General features: G+C 54.7%; 14 protein-coding genes. 5 read left to right on the top strand and 9 right to left on the bottom strand.

The window, feature by feature from the left end:
- The 3 genes from ACOOGA_RS14250 to ACOOGA_RS14260 all read right to left on the bottom strand — a co-directional run bounded on the left by ACOOGA_RS14250 (position 1) and on the right by ACOOGA_RS14260 (position 3,761).
- Positions 1 to 660 (bottom strand): hypothetical protein, encoded by a 660-nt coding sequence (locus tag ACOOGA_RS14250; protein ID WP_417463062.1) that lies wholly within the window; start codon positions 658 to 660, stop codon positions 1 to 3.
- A 36-nt stretch (positions 661 to 696) separates the two neighbouring features.
- Complete coding sequence (locus tag ACOOGA_RS14255; RefSeq protein WP_417463061.1) at positions 697 to 2,514, bottom strand: hypothetical protein; 1,818 nt, start codon at positions 2,512 to 2,514, stop codon at positions 697 to 699.
- Positions 2,515 to 2,633: 119 nt separating this feature from the next.
- Positions 2,634 to 3,761 (bottom strand): DegT/DnrJ/EryC1/StrS family aminotransferase, encoded by a 1,128-nt coding sequence (locus ACOOGA_RS14260; RefSeq protein WP_417463060.1) that lies wholly within the window; start codon positions 3,759 to 3,761, stop codon positions 2,634 to 2,636.
- Between the two features lie 451 nt (positions 3,762 to 4,212).
- On the opposite strand from ACOOGA_RS14260, the gene ACOOGA_RS14265 reads away from it, so the two are divergent.
- Positions 4,213 to 6,411 (top strand): calcium-binding protein, encoded by a 2,199-nt coding sequence (locus ACOOGA_RS14265; RefSeq protein ID WP_420428903.1) that lies wholly within the window; start codon positions 4,213 to 4,215, stop codon positions 6,409 to 6,411.
- Positions 6,412 to 6,768: 357 nt separating this feature from the next.
- Here ACOOGA_RS14265 and rfbA read toward each other — a convergent pair whose 3' ends face one another.
- Genes rfbA through rfbC form a run of 4 tightly spaced genes read right to left on the bottom strand, consistent with a single transcriptional unit; the run spans position 6,769 to position 10,209 of the window.
- Positions 6,769 to 7,638, bottom strand: coding sequence for a glucose-1-phosphate thymidylyltransferase RfbA (gene rfbA / locus ACOOGA_RS14270; protein WP_417461661.1), 870 nt, complete (start codon positions 7,636 to 7,638; stop codon positions 6,769 to 6,771).
- Between the two features lie 23 nt (positions 7,639 to 7,661).
- The gene (gene rfbD, locus ACOOGA_RS14275) at positions 7,662 to 8,561 is read right to left on the bottom strand and encodes a dTDP-4-dehydrorhamnose reductase (protein WP_417461660.1); all 900 of its coding nucleotides are present in this window, start codon (positions 8,559 to 8,561) and stop codon (positions 7,662 to 7,664) included.
- An 18-nt stretch (positions 8,562 to 8,579) separates the two neighbouring features.
- Positions 8,580 to 9,626, bottom strand: a complete 1,047-nt coding sequence (gene rfbB, locus ACOOGA_RS14280) for a dTDP-glucose 4,6-dehydratase (protein ID WP_417461659.1) — start codon at positions 9,624 to 9,626, stop codon at positions 8,580 to 8,582.
- Positions 9,627 to 9,639: 13 nt separating this feature from the next.
- Positions 9,640 to 10,209: a dTDP-4-dehydrorhamnose 3,5-epimerase gene (rfbC, locus tag ACOOGA_RS14285; RefSeq protein WP_417461658.1), complete on the bottom strand. Its 570-nt coding sequence runs from the start codon at positions 10,207 to 10,209 to the stop codon at positions 9,640 to 9,642.
- A gap of 191 nt (positions 10,210 to 10,400) precedes the next feature.
- Here rfbC and ACOOGA_RS14290 point away from each other — a divergent pair, with 191 nt between their 5' ends.
- Positions 10,401 to 11,390: a hypothetical protein gene (locus ACOOGA_RS14290; RefSeq protein WP_417461657.1), complete on the top strand. Its 990-nt coding sequence runs from the start codon at positions 10,401 to 10,403 to the stop codon at positions 11,388 to 11,390.
- On the top strand, positions 11,387 to 13,129 hold the full coding sequence (locus ACOOGA_RS14295) for a glycosyltransferase family 2 protein (RefSeq protein ID WP_417461656.1): 1,743 nt from the start codon (positions 11,387 to 11,389) through the stop codon (positions 13,127 to 13,129). The genes ACOOGA_RS14290 and ACOOGA_RS14295 overlap by 4 nt, the downstream gene beginning before the upstream one ends.
- Positions 13,130 to 13,193: 64 nt before the next feature.
- Here the strand turns inward: ACOOGA_RS14295 and ACOOGA_RS14300 are convergent, their stop codons facing one another.
- Positions 13,194 to 14,618 (bottom strand): mannose-1-phosphate guanylyltransferase/mannose-6-phosphate isomerase, encoded by a 1,425-nt coding sequence (locus tag ACOOGA_RS14300; protein WP_417461655.1) that lies wholly within the window; start codon positions 14,616 to 14,618, stop codon positions 13,194 to 13,196.
- Positions 14,619 to 14,820: 202 nt separating this feature from the next.
- On the opposite strand from ACOOGA_RS14300, the gene ACOOGA_RS14305 reads away from it, so the two are divergent.
- Positions 14,821 to 18,123: a glycosyltransferase gene (locus ACOOGA_RS14305; protein ID WP_417461654.1), complete on the top strand. Its 3,303-nt coding sequence runs from the start codon at positions 14,821 to 14,823 to the stop codon at positions 18,121 to 18,123.
- A gap of 22 nt (positions 18,124 to 18,145) precedes the next feature.
- Positions 18,146 to 19,123 carry a UDP-glucose 4-epimerase GalE gene (gene galE / locus ACOOGA_RS14310; protein ID WP_417461653.1) on the top strand — a complete coding sequence of 326 codons (978 nt, stop codon included), beginning with the start codon at positions 18,146 to 18,148 and terminating at the stop codon, positions 19,121 to 19,123.
- On the opposite strand, the gene ACOOGA_RS14315 is transcribed toward galE, so the two are convergent.
- Positions 19,120 to 20,076 carry a pyridoxamine 5'-phosphate oxidase family protein gene (locus ACOOGA_RS14315; protein ID WP_417461652.1) on the bottom strand — a complete coding sequence of 319 codons (957 nt, stop codon included), beginning with the start codon at positions 20,074 to 20,076 and terminating at the stop codon, positions 19,120 to 19,122. The genes galE and ACOOGA_RS14315 overlap by 4 nt on opposite strands.
- Positions 20,077 to 20,083 lie beyond the last annotated feature (7 nt).

Genomic DNA, 20,083 nt, shown 5'->3' on the forward strand with positions numbered 1-20,083 from the left:
CTACAGATATTGATCGTCAGGGATGCGATTACGTATTTTTTTGGCAGGTACGCCGTAATAAAGCCCGCCATCTTCCAGATCACTGCACACGAAAGACTGCCCGCCTACGACCACGCTGTTCCCTATGGTTATGTCCTGCCGTACGGTAGCGCCGATACCGAGGTGGCTGGCTCTGCCCAAGCGAACGTTGCCGCCGGTGGTGGCTCTGGAGCCTGTACTCGCGAAACTCTCTATAACATTGTCATGCTCAATGATCGAGCCTGTGTTGATGAGTGCATGACGGCCGATGCGGGTGCCTGTGTTCACGATTGTGCCGGGCATAAGCACCGCGCCGGGTTCTATTACGGCACTGCTGGATACGATCGCACTTTCGTGGGTAACGCTTACCCATTTAAAGCTGGGTAACATCTGCTCAATAGTGTTGGCGATGTCGATGCGGTAGCTGTTGTTGCCCACGCCGATTACGCCACACAGGTCACCGAACTGGTCCATGAGATCCGGGAGTATGCTCAAGGGGCCAAGCACGCTCAGGTTGCCACATGCGCTTCCCTTGGGGTTATGGTCACAAACATGGCCAAGAAGGGTGAAGCTACCTTTGGGCGCGCAATCCTGCACCACTGCGGCATGTCGGCCCGACCCTATGATCACCAGATGTTTCACATATTTTCCCCAACTGGCGGTTTGATATGATGGCGGCTATTTCCTTGCGCCCTCGGGCACCATCTCTTCAAATTGCCAGACCTTCTTATCGCTCGCCTGTATATCTTCATGGTGACGATAAATGTAATTTGCGATTTCACCAAATTCCCAGGAATCTTCGTCATCTTCCACGAAGAAAGCCTTCTCGGGGTCATTGGAAAGGATATTCCTGCTGATCTGCACCCTGAGGCCTGGGTCATCCACAAGCCGCACCACGGCTCTCACATATTCGTCCACATTATGGGTGGTAAGCCATTCTGGCTGAGCCAAATGCGCAACCAATGACGCGTCATTGGCTGTGTGGGCTTCATCCCCTGTCATGTTAACGATTGGCAGGCCTTGGAGCGCCGCGTCAACGATGCCGTTTGTTGCGCCAAAGGGGAAGGAGCTGAGGAAAATATCACACTGATTCAGGTCCTCAATATATTGGTTGTAGCTTTTGCGCGGTAGAACCTTGTCGTGCGGCATAATGCTGCCAAACCGGCGTACAAGTGCATGATGTAATGCGCCGGAAGCATTAGGGAAAAACCAAAATTCAACCGGCTTTGTCGCGAGGTCACGAATGCGGCGACAGGCATTCAGGAATGTTGGTGTAATCTTACGAGACCACGCAGGGATGGCGATACGCACCACGTCAGGGTCAAGGCGAATGTCCGGCGCAACATCGGCCGCGTCGTGCCTGTGTGTGAAATATGGTTTGGTTGGCCGCAGCATGATCTTTTCGGAGAAAGTATTCTCGTTCTGCATTAATTCATCCGGCAGAATGACATAATCCATTTTATCGGAACGTGTTGTTGCCGGGTGGCCGATGGTCATGATCTGGATTGGTGCAAGCCGTAGGTTTGACAAGAGGATGCTGGAGAACCGCATGCCAACACTTGGCAGGTATATGACATCAGGTTGGTGTGCGATGATTTTATTGATAATCTTTAATGCTTCTGGGTGCTTGAATGAAAAAGTTTCTACCTCATGCGCCAGCGATGCCAGTTCCTCATTGGCTTTGGTGTCCGCCATCATCAAGACAGTGTCAAAATGCTTTTTGAGCGAGCGAATAGACGGACCATAACACCTGTGCATGGCATGCGCCGAGTTATACAGTTCCGCGAAGATAAGCAGCTTGGGTCGTTTTTTGACAGGCCTGGTAGCGGGAAGTTTCCGGTCCGCGATTTTTTGATTAGTCGCCCACCTGCGGACGTGAGCGTTCATGCAATATTTAAAGTCGTGTTTATGGGGCGCCTCCGCATAGGAGCAGCCCATGTAAGGCGGCCCCATAGCAAAAACAGTGAGCGAGTTTGCTTTTACGTTTTTCCAATGATCCGACATTGAGAGAAGTTTCCCTCGAATTATCTCAGCCCTTTGGGAGTAAATCATCTGCTCGGATAGAAAGCCGATCACCACAGGCAAGCTGGCGGCCGGGTCTAACTTCAGGAGAGCGTTAAACAAGGTTTCGGTCATTGAATTGATCGAGATACCCGCGAAAAGTTTGTAGAGCTCCGAAATTTTGTAGGTCTTCTGGCCGTTGCGCTCGGTACCAAAAACGGTCGTGAGGTGATCAGTGCCCCGGTATCCGCTGACTTCGAAAGCCTGCGCCAATGCCCTCTTATATTTGTTCAGGGTTAACATCATGCTTGATGTGAGCTGATAGTCAGGGTCCATCAATAGAGTTGTCACAGCGCTGGCTATGCGCGTCGCCGTTCTCTCTCCCACAACATCAAACATGCCTTGATCGCCACCAAAGTTGTGTTTGCCAGCTTCAATGATGCCCAGAAGTTTCGATAGCGGGTCAACCACTTCGGCATATGTGCGTTTGCGCACGGCCGTTTCAATTTCCTGTAACAGTTTATTGGGCACGGTATAATTCTTCCAAGATATCGGATAGTTGTCGCCAGGGTTTCTGATGGTTAAGTGGTTCTAGCGCGCTGTTTGCAGAAAATCTAGCTTTCAAGAACCTTGCTGACCACGGAAGCGATCTCTTGCAGGTCGCTCTCGGTGAGAAAAGCGTGGAAGGGCAAGCCAATGAGTCTGTTCTTCAGGTCATCAATGTGTGGCAGGAGCGTACCGTCATCGCCCCGGATGATCTCAGCAGACTGAAAAGCGATATGTTCGTTCAAAGGAGGGAAATACCACTTTCTGGTCTGGATACGGGCGTCGCTCAGCGCGCGTTCCAGTGCGGCCGCCTTGCCTGGCGCATCAATTAGCAGAGTGCCGGGGACATAGTCTTTTGTGAGCGGATGGAAATGCTCCTCACCCAGAAGAGCAATGTACTGGTCGAGTACCTGTTTGCGCCGCGCTTGCACTTCAGGGAATCGTGTAATCTGGGCCAGACCGTAGGCCGCCAGAACCTCGGCCAGTTTTGCATTTGTGCCAACTTCACGGCTCGTGCCATCGCAAAATGCGAAGTTGGATAGGTTGCGTGCCCGCTCTACCAACTGATCTGAAGCAACAAGCAGGCCTCCCTCACCAATGCCGAAGGGCTTGGTGGCATGTAGGCTAAAGCAGATTGGAATATCAGGGTGTATCAACTGGTTACCAAGGGCGGCTGCAGCATCGATAAAAACGCGAATGCCGGTATCGCGTTGAAACTCCGCCCAGGTGTCCAGTTCAATCGGGTAGCCATAGATGGCAACCGGCAGCACGGCGTCAATCTGGTACTTTTCCGAAATCCGTTTTGCGATTTCGGGTGTCAGACACCAGTTGTCTGAGTCGACATCACAGAAAACCGGGGTGTGCCCGGTTATTTCGATTGAAGCAGCAGTTGCCGAGAAAGTGAGCGCCGGTGTTAGTATGCGCGCGGGCTTTTTCAAGCCGGACGCGCGCAACATCAGCTCAAGTGCTGTGGTGGCAGACGAAAAAGTCGCGACATTGGTTCTCTCGGCGCGCGTGGCTGCCAGGGCAGGCGATGCTTCTTTGAACATGCTGGCCATGGTGTGTTCAAATTCACGCACCAGCGGACCAAAATTGGAATACCAACGGTTCTGATCTACTCGTTTCAGATAGGGCAGTACATCCTCCGCAGAAGGCAAGTCTGGCACAAGGCACTTAATTTTCCAGTTGTCCTGCACGCAGAACTCCATCTGTTGAGTATTGTCTGAATTTCATCATTGATCTGTTCGGCGTATATCTTGCTCTCAAAGCGCACGCAACATCAATTGAGCAGCATATATGGTCTTTCCGACGCTTATAACTGCCCGTTAAACCTAAAAGAAGTGCATTTTTTAAACTGACCACGCTTTGGCCTAACGCAAGGTGTGGGTCCTTCCAAAGCAACAGGAACGTGGGATTCGGCTGCCAGTTTGTGTGTGATTATGTCCCTTGAAGCGAAAAAGTGTGTAATTTCTTGTTTTTTTTGGATTGTGTTCCGAAATTTCTGCCATTAGTATGGCCGCAGTTGAAAAGGCAACGTGCAGAGAAGTGCGTAGTTGACAACATGTAATTATTTTAGTTAACGAGGGACGAAGGGCATGCTCAGGTGCCTGACAAACAAATTCTCTTGGTGCTTTTAGGAGGAACACTATGGCTACGAATACCCAGTTCGGTACACTCGGTGATGATGTAATCAACGGTACACTGGACGACGACATTTACTACGGCGACGCCGGTGACGATCAGCTTTCTGGTGGTGACGGCGCGGATTCTCTTTTTGGTGAAGAAGGCGCAGACACGCTTTCTGGCGGTGCTGGCGGCGACATGCTTTCCGGCGGCGACGATAACGACAGCGTTGTTGGCGGCGACGGCGACGACACGATTACTGGCGGTGACGGCGCGGATGTTCTTGATGGCGGCAACAATGCAGACAGCATTGATGGCGGTATCGGCGCAGACACGATCACTGGCGGTGCAGGCAACGATACGATCTCTGACGGCAACGGCGACGACGAGATCGACGCTGGCGCAGGTAACGACCGTATCATCGACGGCAACGGTGCTGACAATGTTGACGGCGGTGCAGGTACAGACACCTTTGTGATTGATGGCGACATTGATGAGGTTGACGATCTTGGTACTAGCTCGCTCGGTGGCGCGAACTATGATGTTGATGGGGGTGATGACAGTGTCAACACGCTTGACAACGTTGAGATCATCGAAGCTGACAACGTCACGATCGACCTGACTGACGACGAAGATGTTATCTTCACCGTTGGCGAAGACATGGATACGGTTGCTGGTGCGTCTTTCGGTAACACGGACGTTACAGACAACGGTAGCATTCTTGTTTGGGATGCAGACGGTCAGGCGCTCTCCAACGTAGACGACACCGACTATGTATACGGCATTACCGCGATTGACGGTACGGCAGTAGACAGCAACGGCGACACCGTCGACGTTGGCAACGGTGTTGTGACTGTTTGGGATGCTGACAGTGACGGCAACCTTGATACAGTTGATTTCACGGCTGCGGCTTCGCTTGCGAACGAAAACGCAAACGTTGACGGTGACTTTGACATCACGTTGACCCAAATGAACGAAGATCAAGATGACGGTACGTTGACACTGACAGTTGACACATCTGTTGTCGAAGACATGACGTTCAACGCAGATTCTCTCGGCGGCACCATCAAAGGTGATGACGATGCAGAGACATTTGCTGGTGGTGCAGGCGCGGACCGTTTCCTCGGCCGTGGCGGCAACGACACCATGTCTGGCGCAGCAGGTAACGACATCCTGAAGGGTGAAGACGGCGACGACAGCCTTATGGGTGGCGCAGGCGATGACAGCCTTTGGGGCGGCGACGGTAACGACGACCTTTCCGGCGATGCAGGCGACGACACCATTGGTGGCGGCGACGGCAACGACACGATCGACGGCGGTGCTGGTGCTAACACGATCTTCGGTGGCGACGGTAACGACGACATCACAGTCTCCAACACTGACAGCACAGCTGGTGACGGCTCTGCTTGGGGTGGCTCTGGCGCAGACACGATTGAAGGCGGTAACGGCGATGACCGTATTGGTTCCGGTGACGGCGCTGATACAGTTGACGGCGGCGCAGGCGACGACGTGATCTACGGCGGTAAAGACTCTGGTGCTGATACGCTCGGCGGTGGTGCTGGCGATGATGAAATCTACGGTGGTTCCGGTGCAGATAGCCTGACCGGTGGCGCTGGTGATGACAGCATCTACGGCGGCAACAACGAAGACAACATTGAAGGCGGCGCTGGTGAAGACAGCATCGTTGGTGGCTACGGCAACGACTATGTTGACGGTGGCGCTGATGATGACGTGATCACAGGTGGTGCTGGCGCTGATACGCTTGAAGGCGGCTCGAACGGTGATGATGACCTCTCCGGTGAGTACGGCAACGACGTTCTTGATGGCGGCGCTGGTGATGACACCCTTAGCGGTGGCGAAGGCAACGATGACATCGACGGTGGTGACGGTGATGACAGCATCACAGGTGGTGCTGGTGTCGACACGATCAACGGTGGCTCAGGTGACGAAGGTAATGACTCACTCTGGGGTGGCGACGGCGCAGACACATTTGTCTTCGACGGCGACGACCATGGCTTCGATGTGATCTACGACTTCAACGTTGACGAAGACTCGCTCGATCTCGATGGCGCTGATGCAAGTGAGTTTGCGGACCTTGATGCTCAGGTATCAACGCTTGATGGCGAAACCGGCGTGTTGATCCAAACCGGTGATGGCGGCAGCGTCTTCATCGTGGGTATCACGGTTGCCGAGCTGAACTCAGCTGACATCGACTTCGGCTAAGCTGAACTATTAAAGCACTAAGACACTGGAGGGAGCCCAAAAGGCTCCCTCCTTTTTATTTGCACATCACCCATCCCAGGCTAATCAGCGCCAAATCCCTATCCCCACGACCTATCCCAAGCCACCATCCCGCTTTTTGCTTTGTATCAAAAGACGCAGGCTACGATGAGACAGGGGTCTGTAGGCAGGGTTCAAATCGTACGGCTCGCTGCTACCGAATACTTGATGGCTAGCACTAGCTTAGCGAAAGAGCCGTCCGCAGGGGTTCTAGACAAAAAAGACCCCAGCTAAATCTTAGCCGGGGTCTTTTGCACTATATTTCTCTGATGTTTAGGCAGAGAATTCCGGTCCACTCTATCAGGGGTATTCTTTCAAAAGCTTGGCGAGATACTTCCCGTAGCTGTTCTTGTAGGACCGAGCCAGCGCACCGAGCGCGTCCGCGCTGATAAAGCCTTTGCGCCACGCCACTTCCTCAGGGCATGCGATCTTGAGGCCTTGACGCTCTTCAATCGTCTGTACGAAGTTGCTGGCGGCCAGCATGGCATCCACCGTACCGGTATCAAGCCAGGCGGTGCCGCGCTGCAGCTTGATCACATTAAGGGTGCCTTGTTTGAGGTAGGCGTCGTTAACGCTGGTGATTTCAAGCTCGCCACGAGCGCTCGGCTCCACATTCTTCGCGATGTCAACAACTTGCTTGTCATAGAAATAGAGGCCGGTCACTGCCAGATTACTTTTGGGCTGCTTGGGCTTCTCTTCAATGGAGAGGGCTTTGCCCTCCGGGCTCATCTCAACCACACCAAAAGAACTTGGATCGCCAACTGGGTAAGCGAACACATAAGCCCCTTCCTTTACCCGCCCTGCGCGCTGCAAATGCTCTGTAAAGCCCGCCGCGTAGAAAACATTATCACCGAGCGCCAGTGCACAGGGTGAGTTGCCGATGAAGCCAGGGTCCAGGAGGAATGCTTGCGCGAGTCCCTTAGGTTCAGGCTGCGCAACATATTTTAGCTCAATGCCCCACTGGCTGCCATCCCCTAAAAGGTCCTGGTATAGTGGCAGGTGATGCGGGGTGGAGATGATCAGGATTTCCCTGATATCAGCGAGCATCAACGTGGTCAGCGGATAATACACAAGAGGTTTGTCATAGATCGGCAACAGCTGCTTGCTGAGCGACTTGGTGATGGGATAGAGGCGTGTGCCAAGCCCACCTGCCAGAATAATGCCTTTCATGAACGTTCCCTTATCTGTTGTTTCTATTTATCTGCCAGCAATGTGGTCACGCAGCGTTCAAGGCTGTGGTGCCAGTGCGGCAGTGTTATGCCAAAGATATCTCTTAGTTTACTGCAATCAAGCCTGCTGTTGGCGGGCCGTTTTGCCGCCGTTGGGTACTCAGCTGTTGTCAGTTCACCCACGCGCGGTACCGGATGGCCATAATGAGCACCCAGCTCAAAGGCTTTTTCCGCGAAGCCGTGCCAGCTTGTGGTGCCAGTGCCAGCCAAATGGTAGAGACCGGCGAGCGGCCCCGGGTTTGGTGTTTCCGTCAAGCCGTGGCATATGGCCAGAAGTGCAGCGGCGATATCCGGCGCGTAGGTCGGGTTGCCGACCTGGTCGGCCACAACACCCAGCTCATCGCGCTTTTCAGCTAAGCCCAGCATGGTTTTGACGAAGTTTTTGCCAAACGGGCTGTAAACCCACGCTGTGCGGAAGATGAGAGAACGTGGGTTCGCGATCATTACCCGTACTTCACCCTCAAGTTTGCTGCGCCCATAGGCGCCTTGCGGGTTTGGTGCATCCTGTTCCGTATAAGGCCCGTCTTTCTCACCATCAAAGACATAGTCGGTTGAGACATGCAAGAAAGGCACATTAAGGGTCGCAGCAGTTTTCGCGAGATTCTCAGCCCCAACGGCATTGATGAGAAAGGCGTTCTCTTCGTCGTCCTCAGCGGCATCAACGGCCGTATAGGCCGCCGCGTTGATGATGGCGTCGGGCTTGAAGGCAGCTATGGTGCTGTGGGCATTTTCAAGCGAGGCCAGATCAAAATCCGGTCGCCCGAAGCAGGAAATCTCCAACGTGCTGGAGCCTGCAGCTTGCCCGTTCAGCTGAACAAGCGCCCTTGCGAGTTGACCCGATTTTCCTGCAACAAATACCCGCATGATCCTGCGTTGCTCCGCCTACTTCTTCAACAAGCCGCGGCGTTCACCAGCCACGTCCCGCAGCGGCCCCCACCACCACTCATTCTCCAGATACCACTCAACGGTTTTGCGGATGCCGCTCTCAAAATTTTCTTTGGCGCGCCAACCGAGCTCATTTTCGAGCTTGGTGGCATCAATGGCATAGCGCGCATCGTGGCCTGGCCGGTCGGTGACAAAAGTGATCAGCTCCCGGCGTGGCCGGTTGGATGGCCGCAGCTCGTCCAGAATATCGCAAATGGTTTCCACTACATGCAGGTTGGTGCGCTCATTGCGGCCACCAACATTGTATTTTTCGCCCAAGCGCCCCTTTACCATTATGGTGAAAAGTGCTTTTGCGTGGTCTTCAACATAAAGCCAGTCCCGCACGTTGGAACCGTCGCCATAAACAGGCAAGTCCTTACCGTCGAGCGCATTAAGCGCCACAAGCGGGATAAGTTTTTCCGGGAAGTGATATGGGCCATAGTTGTTGGAGCAGTTAGAGATAACAACCGGCAGACCGTAGGTCTCGAACCACGCGTTGGCCAGATGATCCGCCGATGCTTTGGACGCCGAATAGGGCGAGCTTGGGTCATACGGTGTTGTTTCTTCAAACAGGCCTTCCGCGCCAAGGGAGCCGTAAACTTCATCGGTGGAAACATGCAAAAAGCGGAAAGCTGCTTTCGCGTCGTCTGGCAGGGCCTTCCAATAGTCGCGCGCTGCTTCCAGAAGCACAAAGGTGCCGACAATATTGGTCTGGATAAAGTCTGCCGCACCGGTGATGGAGCGGTCCACATGGCTTTCCGCCGCCAAGTGCATCACACCGTCCGGCTGGTATTTCTTGAAAATGCGGTCAAGGGCGGCGCGGTCACAAACATCCGCTTCTTCAAAGTGATAGAGCGGGCTGTCTTCAACTTCCTTCAGGCTGGCGAGATTGCCAGCGTAAGTGAGCTTATCGAGGTTGATGACTGTATGTTTCAGGTTCTGCACCAGGTGGCGGCATACCGCAGACCCGATAAAACCGGCACCGCCGGTTACAATGATTTTCATGCCCCAAATGTCCTTAACAATTTTCGCCGTATATGAACGGGCTATCGATATCTTTCAGCCGTGGCAAAACTTTGTCCTTGCCGGAAAGGGTTACCGTTTCCCGCGTAACAGGCCAATTAATGGCCAGATCAGGGTCATCAAACGCGATGCCTGCATCATGCTCGGGTGAATAGAAATTGCTTACCTTGTAAAAGAAGATCGTATCGGGCTCAAGCGTACAGAAGGCGTGCGCAAAACCCGAGGGCACCCAAAGCTGCTGCCAGTTTTCCTCGCTCAGCTCCGCCACCACATGCTGGCCAAATGTTGGGGACCCTTTGCGGATATCAACCGCAACGTCAAGCGCAGAACCCTTGATCACCCGCACCAGTTTGCCTTGTGCAAAAGGCGGGTGCTGGAAATGCAAACCGCGCAATACACCAACCTCACGTGAGAGGGAGTGGTTGTCCTGCACAAAGGTCTGGCCGGGCACAGCGTCGTCAAAAAGGCGCTGGTTGAAGGTTTCAGAGAAGAAACCGCGATCGTCTCCGAAACGTTTGGGCGTGATAAGTTTGACATCCGGAATTTTGGTGTCTTCGATCTTCATGAATAAGCCGCTTTTCCTTAAATGAATTGCCCCGCTTGTATAACCAAGAATAACCGGTTTACAAAGGCTGATCAGAGGGTTTTTGCCAGAAATACCATCCCTTTCGCCTGTGGATGGTGGTCCGGCGTATAATCAAGGTATGGCATCGATGTGGTGCCACCTGAGCCTGAGAGCCATGTGAGGAAGAAATAGTGTTTACCTACGCGCCTATCCCCACCACTGATCTCTATTTTCTGAACGCCTGCGCGCACATGGTTTCCAAGCCGTGGCGAAGCGGGCCTATTGAACGTCTCGGGGCCAATACCTTCCGGTCTGGCGATAAATACCTCGTGGTTCGGCGCGACCGGGAGGCCGTGATCAAACGTGTGCTCTCGCACCAACAAAAGGGCGGGGAGGTTATCTATCTCATCGATGATGACTTGACCGCCATCGGTGATGAGACCCTGCCGAGCGGATACCGGGAGCGACTAGAGACACTGAAAAATGGCACATATGCCGCGATGATGGCGTGCGCCACGCATATAGTGACCAGCTCACCAGTTATCGCCGAAAAGCTGGAAACCGAGGCCAAGGTTCATGTGCTTTCCCCTGTCTGGAGCGGTGCACCGCGCACGGAGGCTCAGCCTGCAAACCTTGGTGGTGTGACCGACCTTGTGCATTTGGGCACAGGAAGTCACGGCGCGGGATTTGAATTTTTACGACCAGTTATAGGTGCTACTCTCAAGCGGTTCCCCAACGTGCACTTCCACTATTTTGGCAATGAACCGCTTATGGGGCATCTGGACGAGCACCCACACGTGCACCGCCGCAAGCTGAAAACATGGGCGGGGTACAAACGCGCGATGCCGTCGTTCCGCTTCCATCTCGGGCTTTATCCGCTGATCAATACGCCCTTTAACGCGGCGCGTTCGGTGAACAAGATTTTAGAGTATACTCTTGCCGGTTGCCCGGCTATGTACAGCGCTGAATGGGGCAAAGCCCATGGCCTTGTGCATGGCGATAACGCTTTTCTGGCGGAGGACGCCGCTGCCGACTGGCAAGCGCGCCTCGTGAAAATACTAAGCGCGCCTGGGCAAATGGCCAAAGTATATGGCGGGGCAAAACGCTATTTTGAAGAGAAGAACGACGTGGCTGTGCAACAGGCATTCTGGCAGGAAATTTTCATAAGGAAACAAGGGTGAGGCTGCTTTATCTTTGGCTCAGGGCGGCGATCCTTCATCCTGTACGAAGTCTTGTTGCGCTCTTTTGGTTGTTGCTGGGCAAGCGCCTGCGTGCGCACAATCGTTTCTCAATCCTGATCGAAGATGAGCGCTACCGCTATGAAAAATGGCTGCAGAAAAACGCTGAGCTGAGCGAAGAACGGCGCGAAGAAATCAAAAATTCTGTATCTCAACTATCTGATAAGACACTTGTTTTCAGAGTTTTCTGTGAGGTGCGCACCGCAGAAGACCGGCCCTTTGTCGCGCGGACAGTTGCTTCGCTCAAGGCGCAGTTATACCCACACTGGGAACTGGTTCTCATTGGGGCGGAAGCAAATGAGCAGTTCAGCGACGCGCGTATCTGCTCCCATGAGGTGATGCCAGAAGAATTGACGAAGCAGGGCTATCTGGGTTGGCTAAGCCCCGGCGACCTGTTGGCCGAACACGCGCTGTTTGAGTGTGCGGTCGTGGCTGAAACCGGTGCAGCACTTATCTATACCGACGAAGACCAGATCAACCATAAAGGCATGCGCAGGCATTCGCATTTCAAGCCGCACTGGAACCATGAGCTATTGCTGTCATGTGATTATATTGGCGGCATGTGTTTTGTGAAGGCTGAACGCTTGCCGGAAGGCACGCGCTTCCAGGCGGATGCACAAGGACGGTATGAGCTTCTCCTGCGATTGGGTAGCATCCTTGAACGTGATGATGTCAGTCACGTGCCGCATGTGCTCTATCACCGCTATGTTCGGCGTTTTGTGGGGCCTGATGTGGTGCGGCCGTCAGTGCGGGGTGTTGACCACGGAAAAGCGCTTGAAAGCTGCATGCCTGCCTCGGACGCCGCCGTCATTGCGGGCAGCTTTGGGCACATACGCCTTAGCCGCCCTCTGGGACCAGGCGAGCCGCTGGTGTCGCTTATTATCCCAACTCGGGATATGCGCCGCCTGACCCGAAACTGTGTGCGCAGCATTCTGGCGAAAACGCGCTACAAGAACTATGAAATCCTGATCGTGAACAACGATAGCCAGAAGCCTGCAACGCACCGTTTTCTTGAAAATATTGGCCGGAACGCCAAGGTCAGGGTGCTGGATTACCCCGGCGTTTTCAACTATTCCGCCATCAATAATTTTGCCGCCCGCGAAGCCAGGGGCAGCTATATTGGCCTCATCAATAACGACACCGAAGTGATCACGCCTGAGTGGCTTGAGGAGCTGATGGGGCAGGCTATCCGCGAAGATGCAGGCGCTGTGGGTGCCAAGCTTCTTTATAGCGACGGACGTATCCAGCATGCGGGTGTATACACGGGCATGGGCGGGCTTGCGGGCCATGGCCACCGTTTCCTCAAAGCCAATGACCCGGGGTATTTTTACCGGGCGCACCTGAGCCAATATGTGAGCGCAGTAACGGCTGCATGCCTAATCGTGCACAAAGACAAGTTTTTTGAGGTTGGCGGGCTGGATGAAACCGTCTTCCGGGTAGCGTTCAATGATGTGGATCTATGCCTGAAACTGCAGGCAGCGGGCTATCACAACATCTATCACCCCCATGCGGTGCTCTATCACTATGAGAGCAAATCACGCGGGAAAGACCTGAAGGGCGCGAAGCGGGAACGCTATCTCGGGGAAGCTGCAGCGCTCAAGGCCAAATGGGGGACGGACACGGAAATTGACCGTTATTTCAACCGTAACCTGGCGCTTCACCGCGAGGATTTTGTGCTGTAGCTGTGGCGAAAGTGTGCGCTAATGTGCGGCGCGACTGTGGCATAGTTTGGGGTGCGGCTCTGGCTCAAATCCGCTTGAAGTCATCCTCATAACGCACGATGTCATCCTCCCCAAAATAGTCCCCCGTTTGCACTTCAACGAGACGCAGCAGCGTATCACCCTTGTTCTCCAGCCTATGGCGGGTGCCAATGGGCAGGAAGACAGATTCGTTTGCGTTAAGGGTCAGGATATCATCGTTGCGGGTAACCGTTGCTTCGCCTTCAATAACCACCCAATGTTCGGCGCGCCGGTTGTGGGACTGTAGCGACAAGCGCTTGCCCGGATACACGCAAAGCTCCTTCGCCTGAAAACGCGTGTTGATGGCGAGGGATGTGTAAAACCCCCAAGGGCGATAAACCGTGGTATGCAGTTTTGCTTCATCACGCCCGCCGCCCTTCAACGCATCAACGATGTGTTTGACGTTCTGGTCCTTGTCTTTGGGGGCAATCATCACCGCGTCATCGGTCGCAACAATCACCAAATTGGAAATGTCGGTTGCGGCAATAAGCTTTTTGTCGGCGTAAACGTAACAGTCGGAGGAATTGAGGAGCGTCACATCACCGTGGGTGACGTTATCGCGCGCGTCTTTCTCCCCCGCTTCAAAGAGGGCAGAGAAGCTGCCGAGGTCAGACCAACCAATGCTGCACGGCACCACGGCAGCGTGTTTGGTTTTCTCCATCACGGCATAATCGATCGAATTTGCAGGTACAGCGGCAAACTCGGCCTCTGGCAAGCGGTGAAACTGAAGGTCTTCGCTCACGCCCGCGTAGGCCTTTTTGCAGGCATTCAGCATGTCTGGCACATAAAGCTCGGCCTCAGCCAGAAAACGCTCGGCGCGAAACAGGAACATGCCGCTGTTCCACAGATACTGGCGGGAGGCGAGATAGGCCTGCGCAGTTGCGGCATCCGGTTTTTCCTTAAAGCTTGAAATATGATGCACACCGCCAGCGCCAGAAAGCATTTCGCCGGGCTTGATGTAACCATATCCTGTCTCGGCCGCCGTTGGCATGATGCCGAAGCAGGTAAGGGCGCCAGCGTCTGCAGCACGAGATGCGCGCTCAACCGCTTCATGGAAGGCGGGCACGTCTGCGATAAGATGGTCCGCAGCCAGCACCAGTATTTTGGCTTCAGGGTCAAGCGCCTGTGCTTCCAGGGCGGCGATGATAACCGCGGGTGCCGTGTTACGCCCCACGGGCTCCAGCAGGATCTTAGCGAGCGTAAGCCCTGCATCTTCAGCTTGTTTGGACAACAGGAAGCGATGCTCGTTATTGGCAATCATGATAGGTTCATGAAAGCCGTAGCGGGGCGATACCCGCTCAAGCGCTTGTACGAGCAGGCTTTTGTCACCTGCGATAGGCAGGAACTGCTTGGGCATGCCGGAGCGGGACAGCGGCCACAGCCGGCTGCCTGAGCCACCACAAAGAACAACGGGGTAAATGCCTGAAAACATGCCTTAATTCCTGACCCTGAAATATTGGGGTTGTCGATTGGCAGCTAGTTTCGCGAGCTTTCCAGCAGCAGTCAAGCGCGCATCTGTGGGCGCTCGAAAGCTTTGATGTAACCGTGACGTTAATCTTTCACGCAAAACTGCTGTACATTAAAAATGTGTTTGCTACACCTCAGGCTCTGTGGAGCTAAAACGGGGGGTCACCTTGGTACCTGAACTTTATAATCTGGGCGCGAGCATGGTCGTTGTGGCGGATAAAGCCGCGAGGGGCAAGCTCAGTGCGGAGATTGAAGGTGCGCCGGGCATCACCCTTCGCCAAAGCAATCCCCTGCATGTTTTGGCGGGTCTCAACCTGCTGCAGGACGGTGATTTTGCATCTGGCAAGATGCTTTGGCTGGCGGATGAGGCAACCTCATCAGGGGTGAACCTTTCCGATAACCACAAGTTTGAAAATGCCAATGTTGCCTATGCGCGTGTGGCCGCAGGTGCGCCCAGTGCTTCCCTCACCTATGAAGACCCTGTCTATGGTAAACTGCTGCCCGTTCTCGCCGGCCATGATTATGTATTCTCCGGCCATATGGGCGCGGAGACCTGTGACGCGACCTTGCGGGTGGAGTTCCTGAGCGCGGCCAAGACGATCATTGAGACCATATCGGGCGGGCGGGCGCAGCTACCGCAGGGCGGCACGCATAAGAACGGGTATGAGCTCAACGCAGTGGTCGCCAAGGCTCCAAAGGGTGCCAAATTTGCGCGGCTGACGTTGGCAGCAGACCTGATTGAACCTGGCATAGAGGGATGTCTGTTTTTCTCGTTTTTGCGGTTCTACATGGTTGCCGGGTCGCCAACACGGGGTTGGACAGCGCCACCATGCGACATGCTTTCGCTTCTGAAGGCTCTTCAGCGGCCGAATGCCGTGCTTTTTGTGCCCGGAGAATGGGGGCGGCATGCGCCGGGCGAAAAACAATTGGCATTGACGGCAAACGGCAAAGCCACAGGGCAAGTGGCGCGCGTTACATCACGCCCTCTTGTTGCTGAGAAGCTTGAGACCAATGCACGTCGGTTGGTTCTGACCATCAGGCATAGGGATAACAAGAACATTGCCGCCTATATAGGCGACGTGAAACGGCCGAGCGCTATTGGCCTGCATGTGGCTGTGGACGGTGAGCTAAAGACCACGGTTTTTGCCCAGAAGGTGGACGATAACAAGGTGCGCCGGGCTTTCATCAAGCTGGATGAGACCTGTTTTGATGGCGAGCTGCATCACATCCGTATCTCAACCTTTGACGGGCAGGTGCTGGTTGACGAAATGATGACGCTGGCGGGCCACGGTGTTGACTATGAACGCTTGCGCAAGCTATCAAATCCGCCGTTTAAAACACAGTTAAGCCCGATTGCAGGCCTGCGGTACCGGTCGCTTGAGGCACAGATGAAGCAGGCCAGCACGCTTGGTACTGCAGGTGTCGCCCAAGTTGGCTGGTGCCATGAGGTGATCTCCCGTGGGTTCGAGAAGAACACTGAGTTCCGGCCGCTCAGCTTCAAGATTTCCGCTAAGCCGCAAGTCTCGGTCATTGTGCCAGCCCATAATAAATTTGCGGTCACCTATAACTGCCTTGCGGCCCTTCTGTTCGCCTACAACGAAGCCACATTTGAGGTGGTGGTTGTTGATGACGGCTCGAGCGACGAGACGGCTACGATCGAGAATATGGTCGAGGGCATCAGGGTTGTACGCCACAGCGCAGCAAAAGGCTTTGTGCATGCCTGCAACGCGGGTGCAGCGGCAGCCAGCGGCGACCATCTTGTTTTCCTCAATAATGATACGGAAGTAACCTACCGTTGGCTTGATGAGCTGTTGTTTGCTTTCAATCATTTCTCAAGCGTTGGTCTTGTGGGTGCAAAGCTCATTTACCCCGGTGGGGAGCTACAGGAAGCGGGCGGTATCATCTGGTCAGACGCAAGTGGCTGGAACTATGGCCGCATGGGGAACGCGCAGCAGCCGCGCTACAACTACACCCGCCCGGTTCACTATTGCTCCGGTGCTGCGATCATGGTGGCACGCACTGCGTGGGATGATGTGGGTGGTTTCTCGGACGTGTTTGCCCCGGCCTATTATGAAGACACCGACATCGCTTTTGCGCTTCGGGCCGAGGGGTATAAAACGCTTTACGCACCGCATTCTACCGTCGTGCATTTTGAAGGTATTTCAAATGGCACCGAGGTTAAGTCAAGTGGCCTCAAACGGTTCCAGGCCATTAACCAGCCTAAGTTTCTAAAGCGACATGAAGCGGCGCTCGTGCGCGGCCCAAAACCGGGTTACGACCCTGATCAGGCAAAAGATGAAGGCGTGACAAGGCGCGCGCTATTTATCGACTATCAATTCCCTTGCACGGATGTTGATGCTGGTAGCTATGCGGCCATTCAGGAAATACGCCTGATGCAATCCCTTGGCTATAAGGTGACCTTCATACCCAGCAATATGGAATGGCTCGGGCGCTATACCGACCAATTGCAGCGCATTGGCGTAGAGGCGATTTATGCGCCTTATTACACTTCGGTGGATGAATTTGTGGAGGAGCGCGGCGCCGAGTTTGATGTGGTTTACATCACCCGTTATGACATTGCCGATCTGTGCCTGCCGGGGGTGCGAGCTTATGCGCCGCAAGCACGCGTGCTTTTCAATAACGCAGACCTTCATTTTCTGAGGGAAGAACGCGCGGCGCTTATCTCCGGCGATAAAGAAGCGCTAGCAAAGGCGCATCAAACCCGCGATGCGGAGCTTGCTATATGCCAGGCCGTTGACCTCTGCCTCAGCTATAACGATGTGGAACAGCGCCTGCTGGTGGAACACGGCATTGCGGCAGCCAAAATTGCACAAGCACCGTGGGTTGTGGATACCGCTGCCCAGACCCCGCCTTATGAAGGTCGTGAGGGCATTGCCTTCCTTGGCGGATACCGGCATCCGCCAAATGTGGAAGCGGTGGAGTATTTTGTGAATGAGGTGATGCCCGCGTTGCGTGAGCGTATGCCGGGCGTGGTGCTTTATATCTACGGCAGCAACGTAAGCGAGCCTGTGCAAGCCTTGGCGGCGGATGATGTGAAAGTGGTTGGTTTTGTCGAGGATGTCGCAGACGTGTATGACCGCCACCGGGTGTTCATTGCGCCGCTTCTAAGCGGCGCAGGCATCAAGGGTAAGGTGTTGGCTGCCATGGCGCATGGCATTCCCTCTATCCTGTCGCCCATCGCGGTTGAGGGCACCGGAGCTGAGCATGGCCGTGATTGTCTGGTCGCAAGCGATGTTGAAGCCTGGGTTGACGACATAGCTGTGCTTTATAGCGATGACGTAAGGTGGAACAGCCTGAGCCAGCAGGGCAAACAGCTGATTGAGAAAAACTATTCGTTTGAAAGTGCGCGCACGCATATGGTAGCTGCACTTAAACGCGTTGACGCGCCTTTTGAGGATGAGCCATCAGGGCTTTTCATCGGCACATCAACAATGGATCTTGAGCCTTAGGCAGGCAAACAGGGAACTGGTAATGGCAATTTTGGTAACGGGCGGCGCAGGATACATCGGCAGCCACATGGTCTTGGAACTGGTGGATAAGGGGCATGAGGTTGTGGTGCTTGATAATCTGGTTACCGGGTTTCGCTCTGCCGTGGCGCCTGAAGCTACCTTCATTGAAGGTGATGTGGGGGACGCGGCCACACTTGATGCTGTGTTCACAGGCCACGCGATTGACGCCGTGATCCATTTTGCCGGGTCTATCGTGGTGCCGGAATCGGTTGAGAACCCGCTCAAATATTATGGCAATAACACCGCCGTCAGCCGCACGCTGATTGAAGCCTGTGTGCGCCATGGGGTTAAAAAATTCATCTTCTCATCTACGGCTGCCGTCTATGGCGACCCGGAAGTTGTGCCCATTGGCGAGGATGCGCATCTTGAGCCGCTGTCGCCCTACGGCACTTCAAAACTGATGACAGAGCTGATGCTGCGGGACGTGGCGGCAGCGCATGACTTTAGCTATGTAGCGCTCCGCTACTTCAACGTGGCGGGGGCTGACCCCAAAGGCCGCACGGGCCAGTCAACCGCGAACGCCACGCACCTCATCAAGGTGGCGTGTCAGGCCGCCCTTGGCAGGCGCCCGCACCTGAGTGTGTTTGGTGATGACTATGAAACGCCCGACGGCACCTGCCTGCGTGACTATATTCATGTGTCTGACCTTGCGGTGGCGCATCGTCTGGCGCTTGATTGGCTCAATAAGGGGGGCGAAAGCGGCCCGATGAACTGTGGGTATGGCCACGGCTTCTCGGTTCTTGAGGTGATCGAGACGGTCAAGAAAGTCACGGGTGTGGATTTTGATGTGCGGATGGAGCCGCGCCGCGCGGGCGACAGCTCCAAGGTGGTGGCCAAGGCCGACAAAGCGCGCACATCCCTCGGTTGGCAGGCGGCCTATGACGATCTTGATACCATCGTGAAGCACGCTTACGAGTGGGAAAAGGGCCTCAAAGCCTAGCGCTTTACCCAGCCCCCTGTGCGGAGGTTGAAAGGCGAGGTTTCTGTATGCGCTAGCGTGAAGGGCAGGGCGCTCATGCGGCTGACAATAAGCTCGGGCCGGATGCGCAGGAACCGTTCCGCCCCCTCATAGGCATAAGGGCTTTCGTCAAGTTTGAGAATGCCAGCGCTGCCGGTAAGCTGCAGCAGGTGGCCCACTTCAAAATCAACGAACAGCAAACCTGCTTTGCCTGTCTCAAGGATATTACCGAGCGTATTGAAATGCCGGTTGCCAGAGAAATCCGGCACCAACAGGTTGCCGTCGGGGCATACCTTGACAAAGCCGGGCATGCCGCCGCGGTGCGAGACATCAACCCCGCGGGCGGCCCCTTCGCCCACATTGTTTGCGGCGGAAGCGATGAAAAAAGTGTCAGCCGAGGTGATCAGCTTCACGTCATTATCAGTGAGGCTGGTGCGGCGCTCAACACGGCCTGCCTTGAGCGCGTCCGGCAGGTCCTCAGATGTTTCGCGCTTCTGAATATATTTGGGGCAGTTGCCGAAGCTTTGCGTTACCTCAAGTGAAAAACCCCCGGCGCGAACGTTTGAGATACGCCCGTTCACCCTGTTTCGCCGCCTGCTGTGAAACTGTAAGCCCAACAGCCCAACCTCGGCCCCTTCATGGATGTTGAGGGACAGCGGGTCATCAGGGTCCGCCGCCGCGCCTATCTCCAGCCGCGTTCTGGTCGGGGAGGACATGAAGCCCGCCACCCCGTGTAATATGGACGCCCACGGGTTCCCGCCTGCATCAAGGCTACCGACAAATATATGCGGCAACATTTCATAAAACGCGCGGTGCTGGTCCGGCATGAAGGGGCGAATGCCGCGTGAGGCATATTTGTGCACCTTGTCAGCGATGCCGAGCATGCCCTGGATTGCCAGCTCACCTTCGTGGAATGGGCTTTTGTGCTCGGTCATCAAAGGT

The sequence above is a fragment of the Kordiimonas sp. genome (genome assembly GCF_965216265.1).
In the GTDB taxonomy this organism is placed as follows: Bacteria; Pseudomonadota; Alphaproteobacteria; order Sphingomonadales; family Kordiimonadaceae; genus Kordiimonas.

Coding starts and splice junctions, on each gene's coding strand:
- ACOOGA_RS14265 (WP_420428903.1), top strand. CDS start 4,213: ATGGCTACGAATACCCAGTTCGGTACACTCGGTGATGATGTAATCAAC.
- rfbA (WP_417461661.1), bottom strand. CDS start 7,638: ATGAAAGGCATTATTCTGGCAGGTGGGCTTGGCACACGCCTCTATCCC.
- rfbD (WP_417461660.1), bottom strand. CDS start 8,561: ATGCGGGTATTTGTTGCAGGAAAATCGGGTCAACTCGCAAGGGCGCTT.
- rfbB (WP_417461659.1), bottom strand. CDS start 9,626: ATGAAAATCATTGTAACCGGCGGTGCCGGTTTTATCGGGTCTGCGGTA.
- rfbC (WP_417461658.1), bottom strand. CDS start 10,209: ATGAAGATCGAAGACACCAAAATTCCGGATGTCAAACTTATCACGCCC.
- ACOOGA_RS14300 (WP_417461655.1), bottom strand. CDS start 14,618: ATGTTTTCAGGCATTTACCCCGTTGTTCTTTGTGGTGGCTCAGGCAGC.
- galE (WP_417461653.1), top strand. CDS start 18,146: ATGGCAATTTTGGTAACGGGCGGCGCAGGATACATCGGCAGCCACATG.
- ACOOGA_RS14315 (WP_417461652.1), bottom strand. CDS start 20,076: ATGACCGAGCACAAAAGCCCATTCCACGAAGGTGAGCTGGCAATCCAG.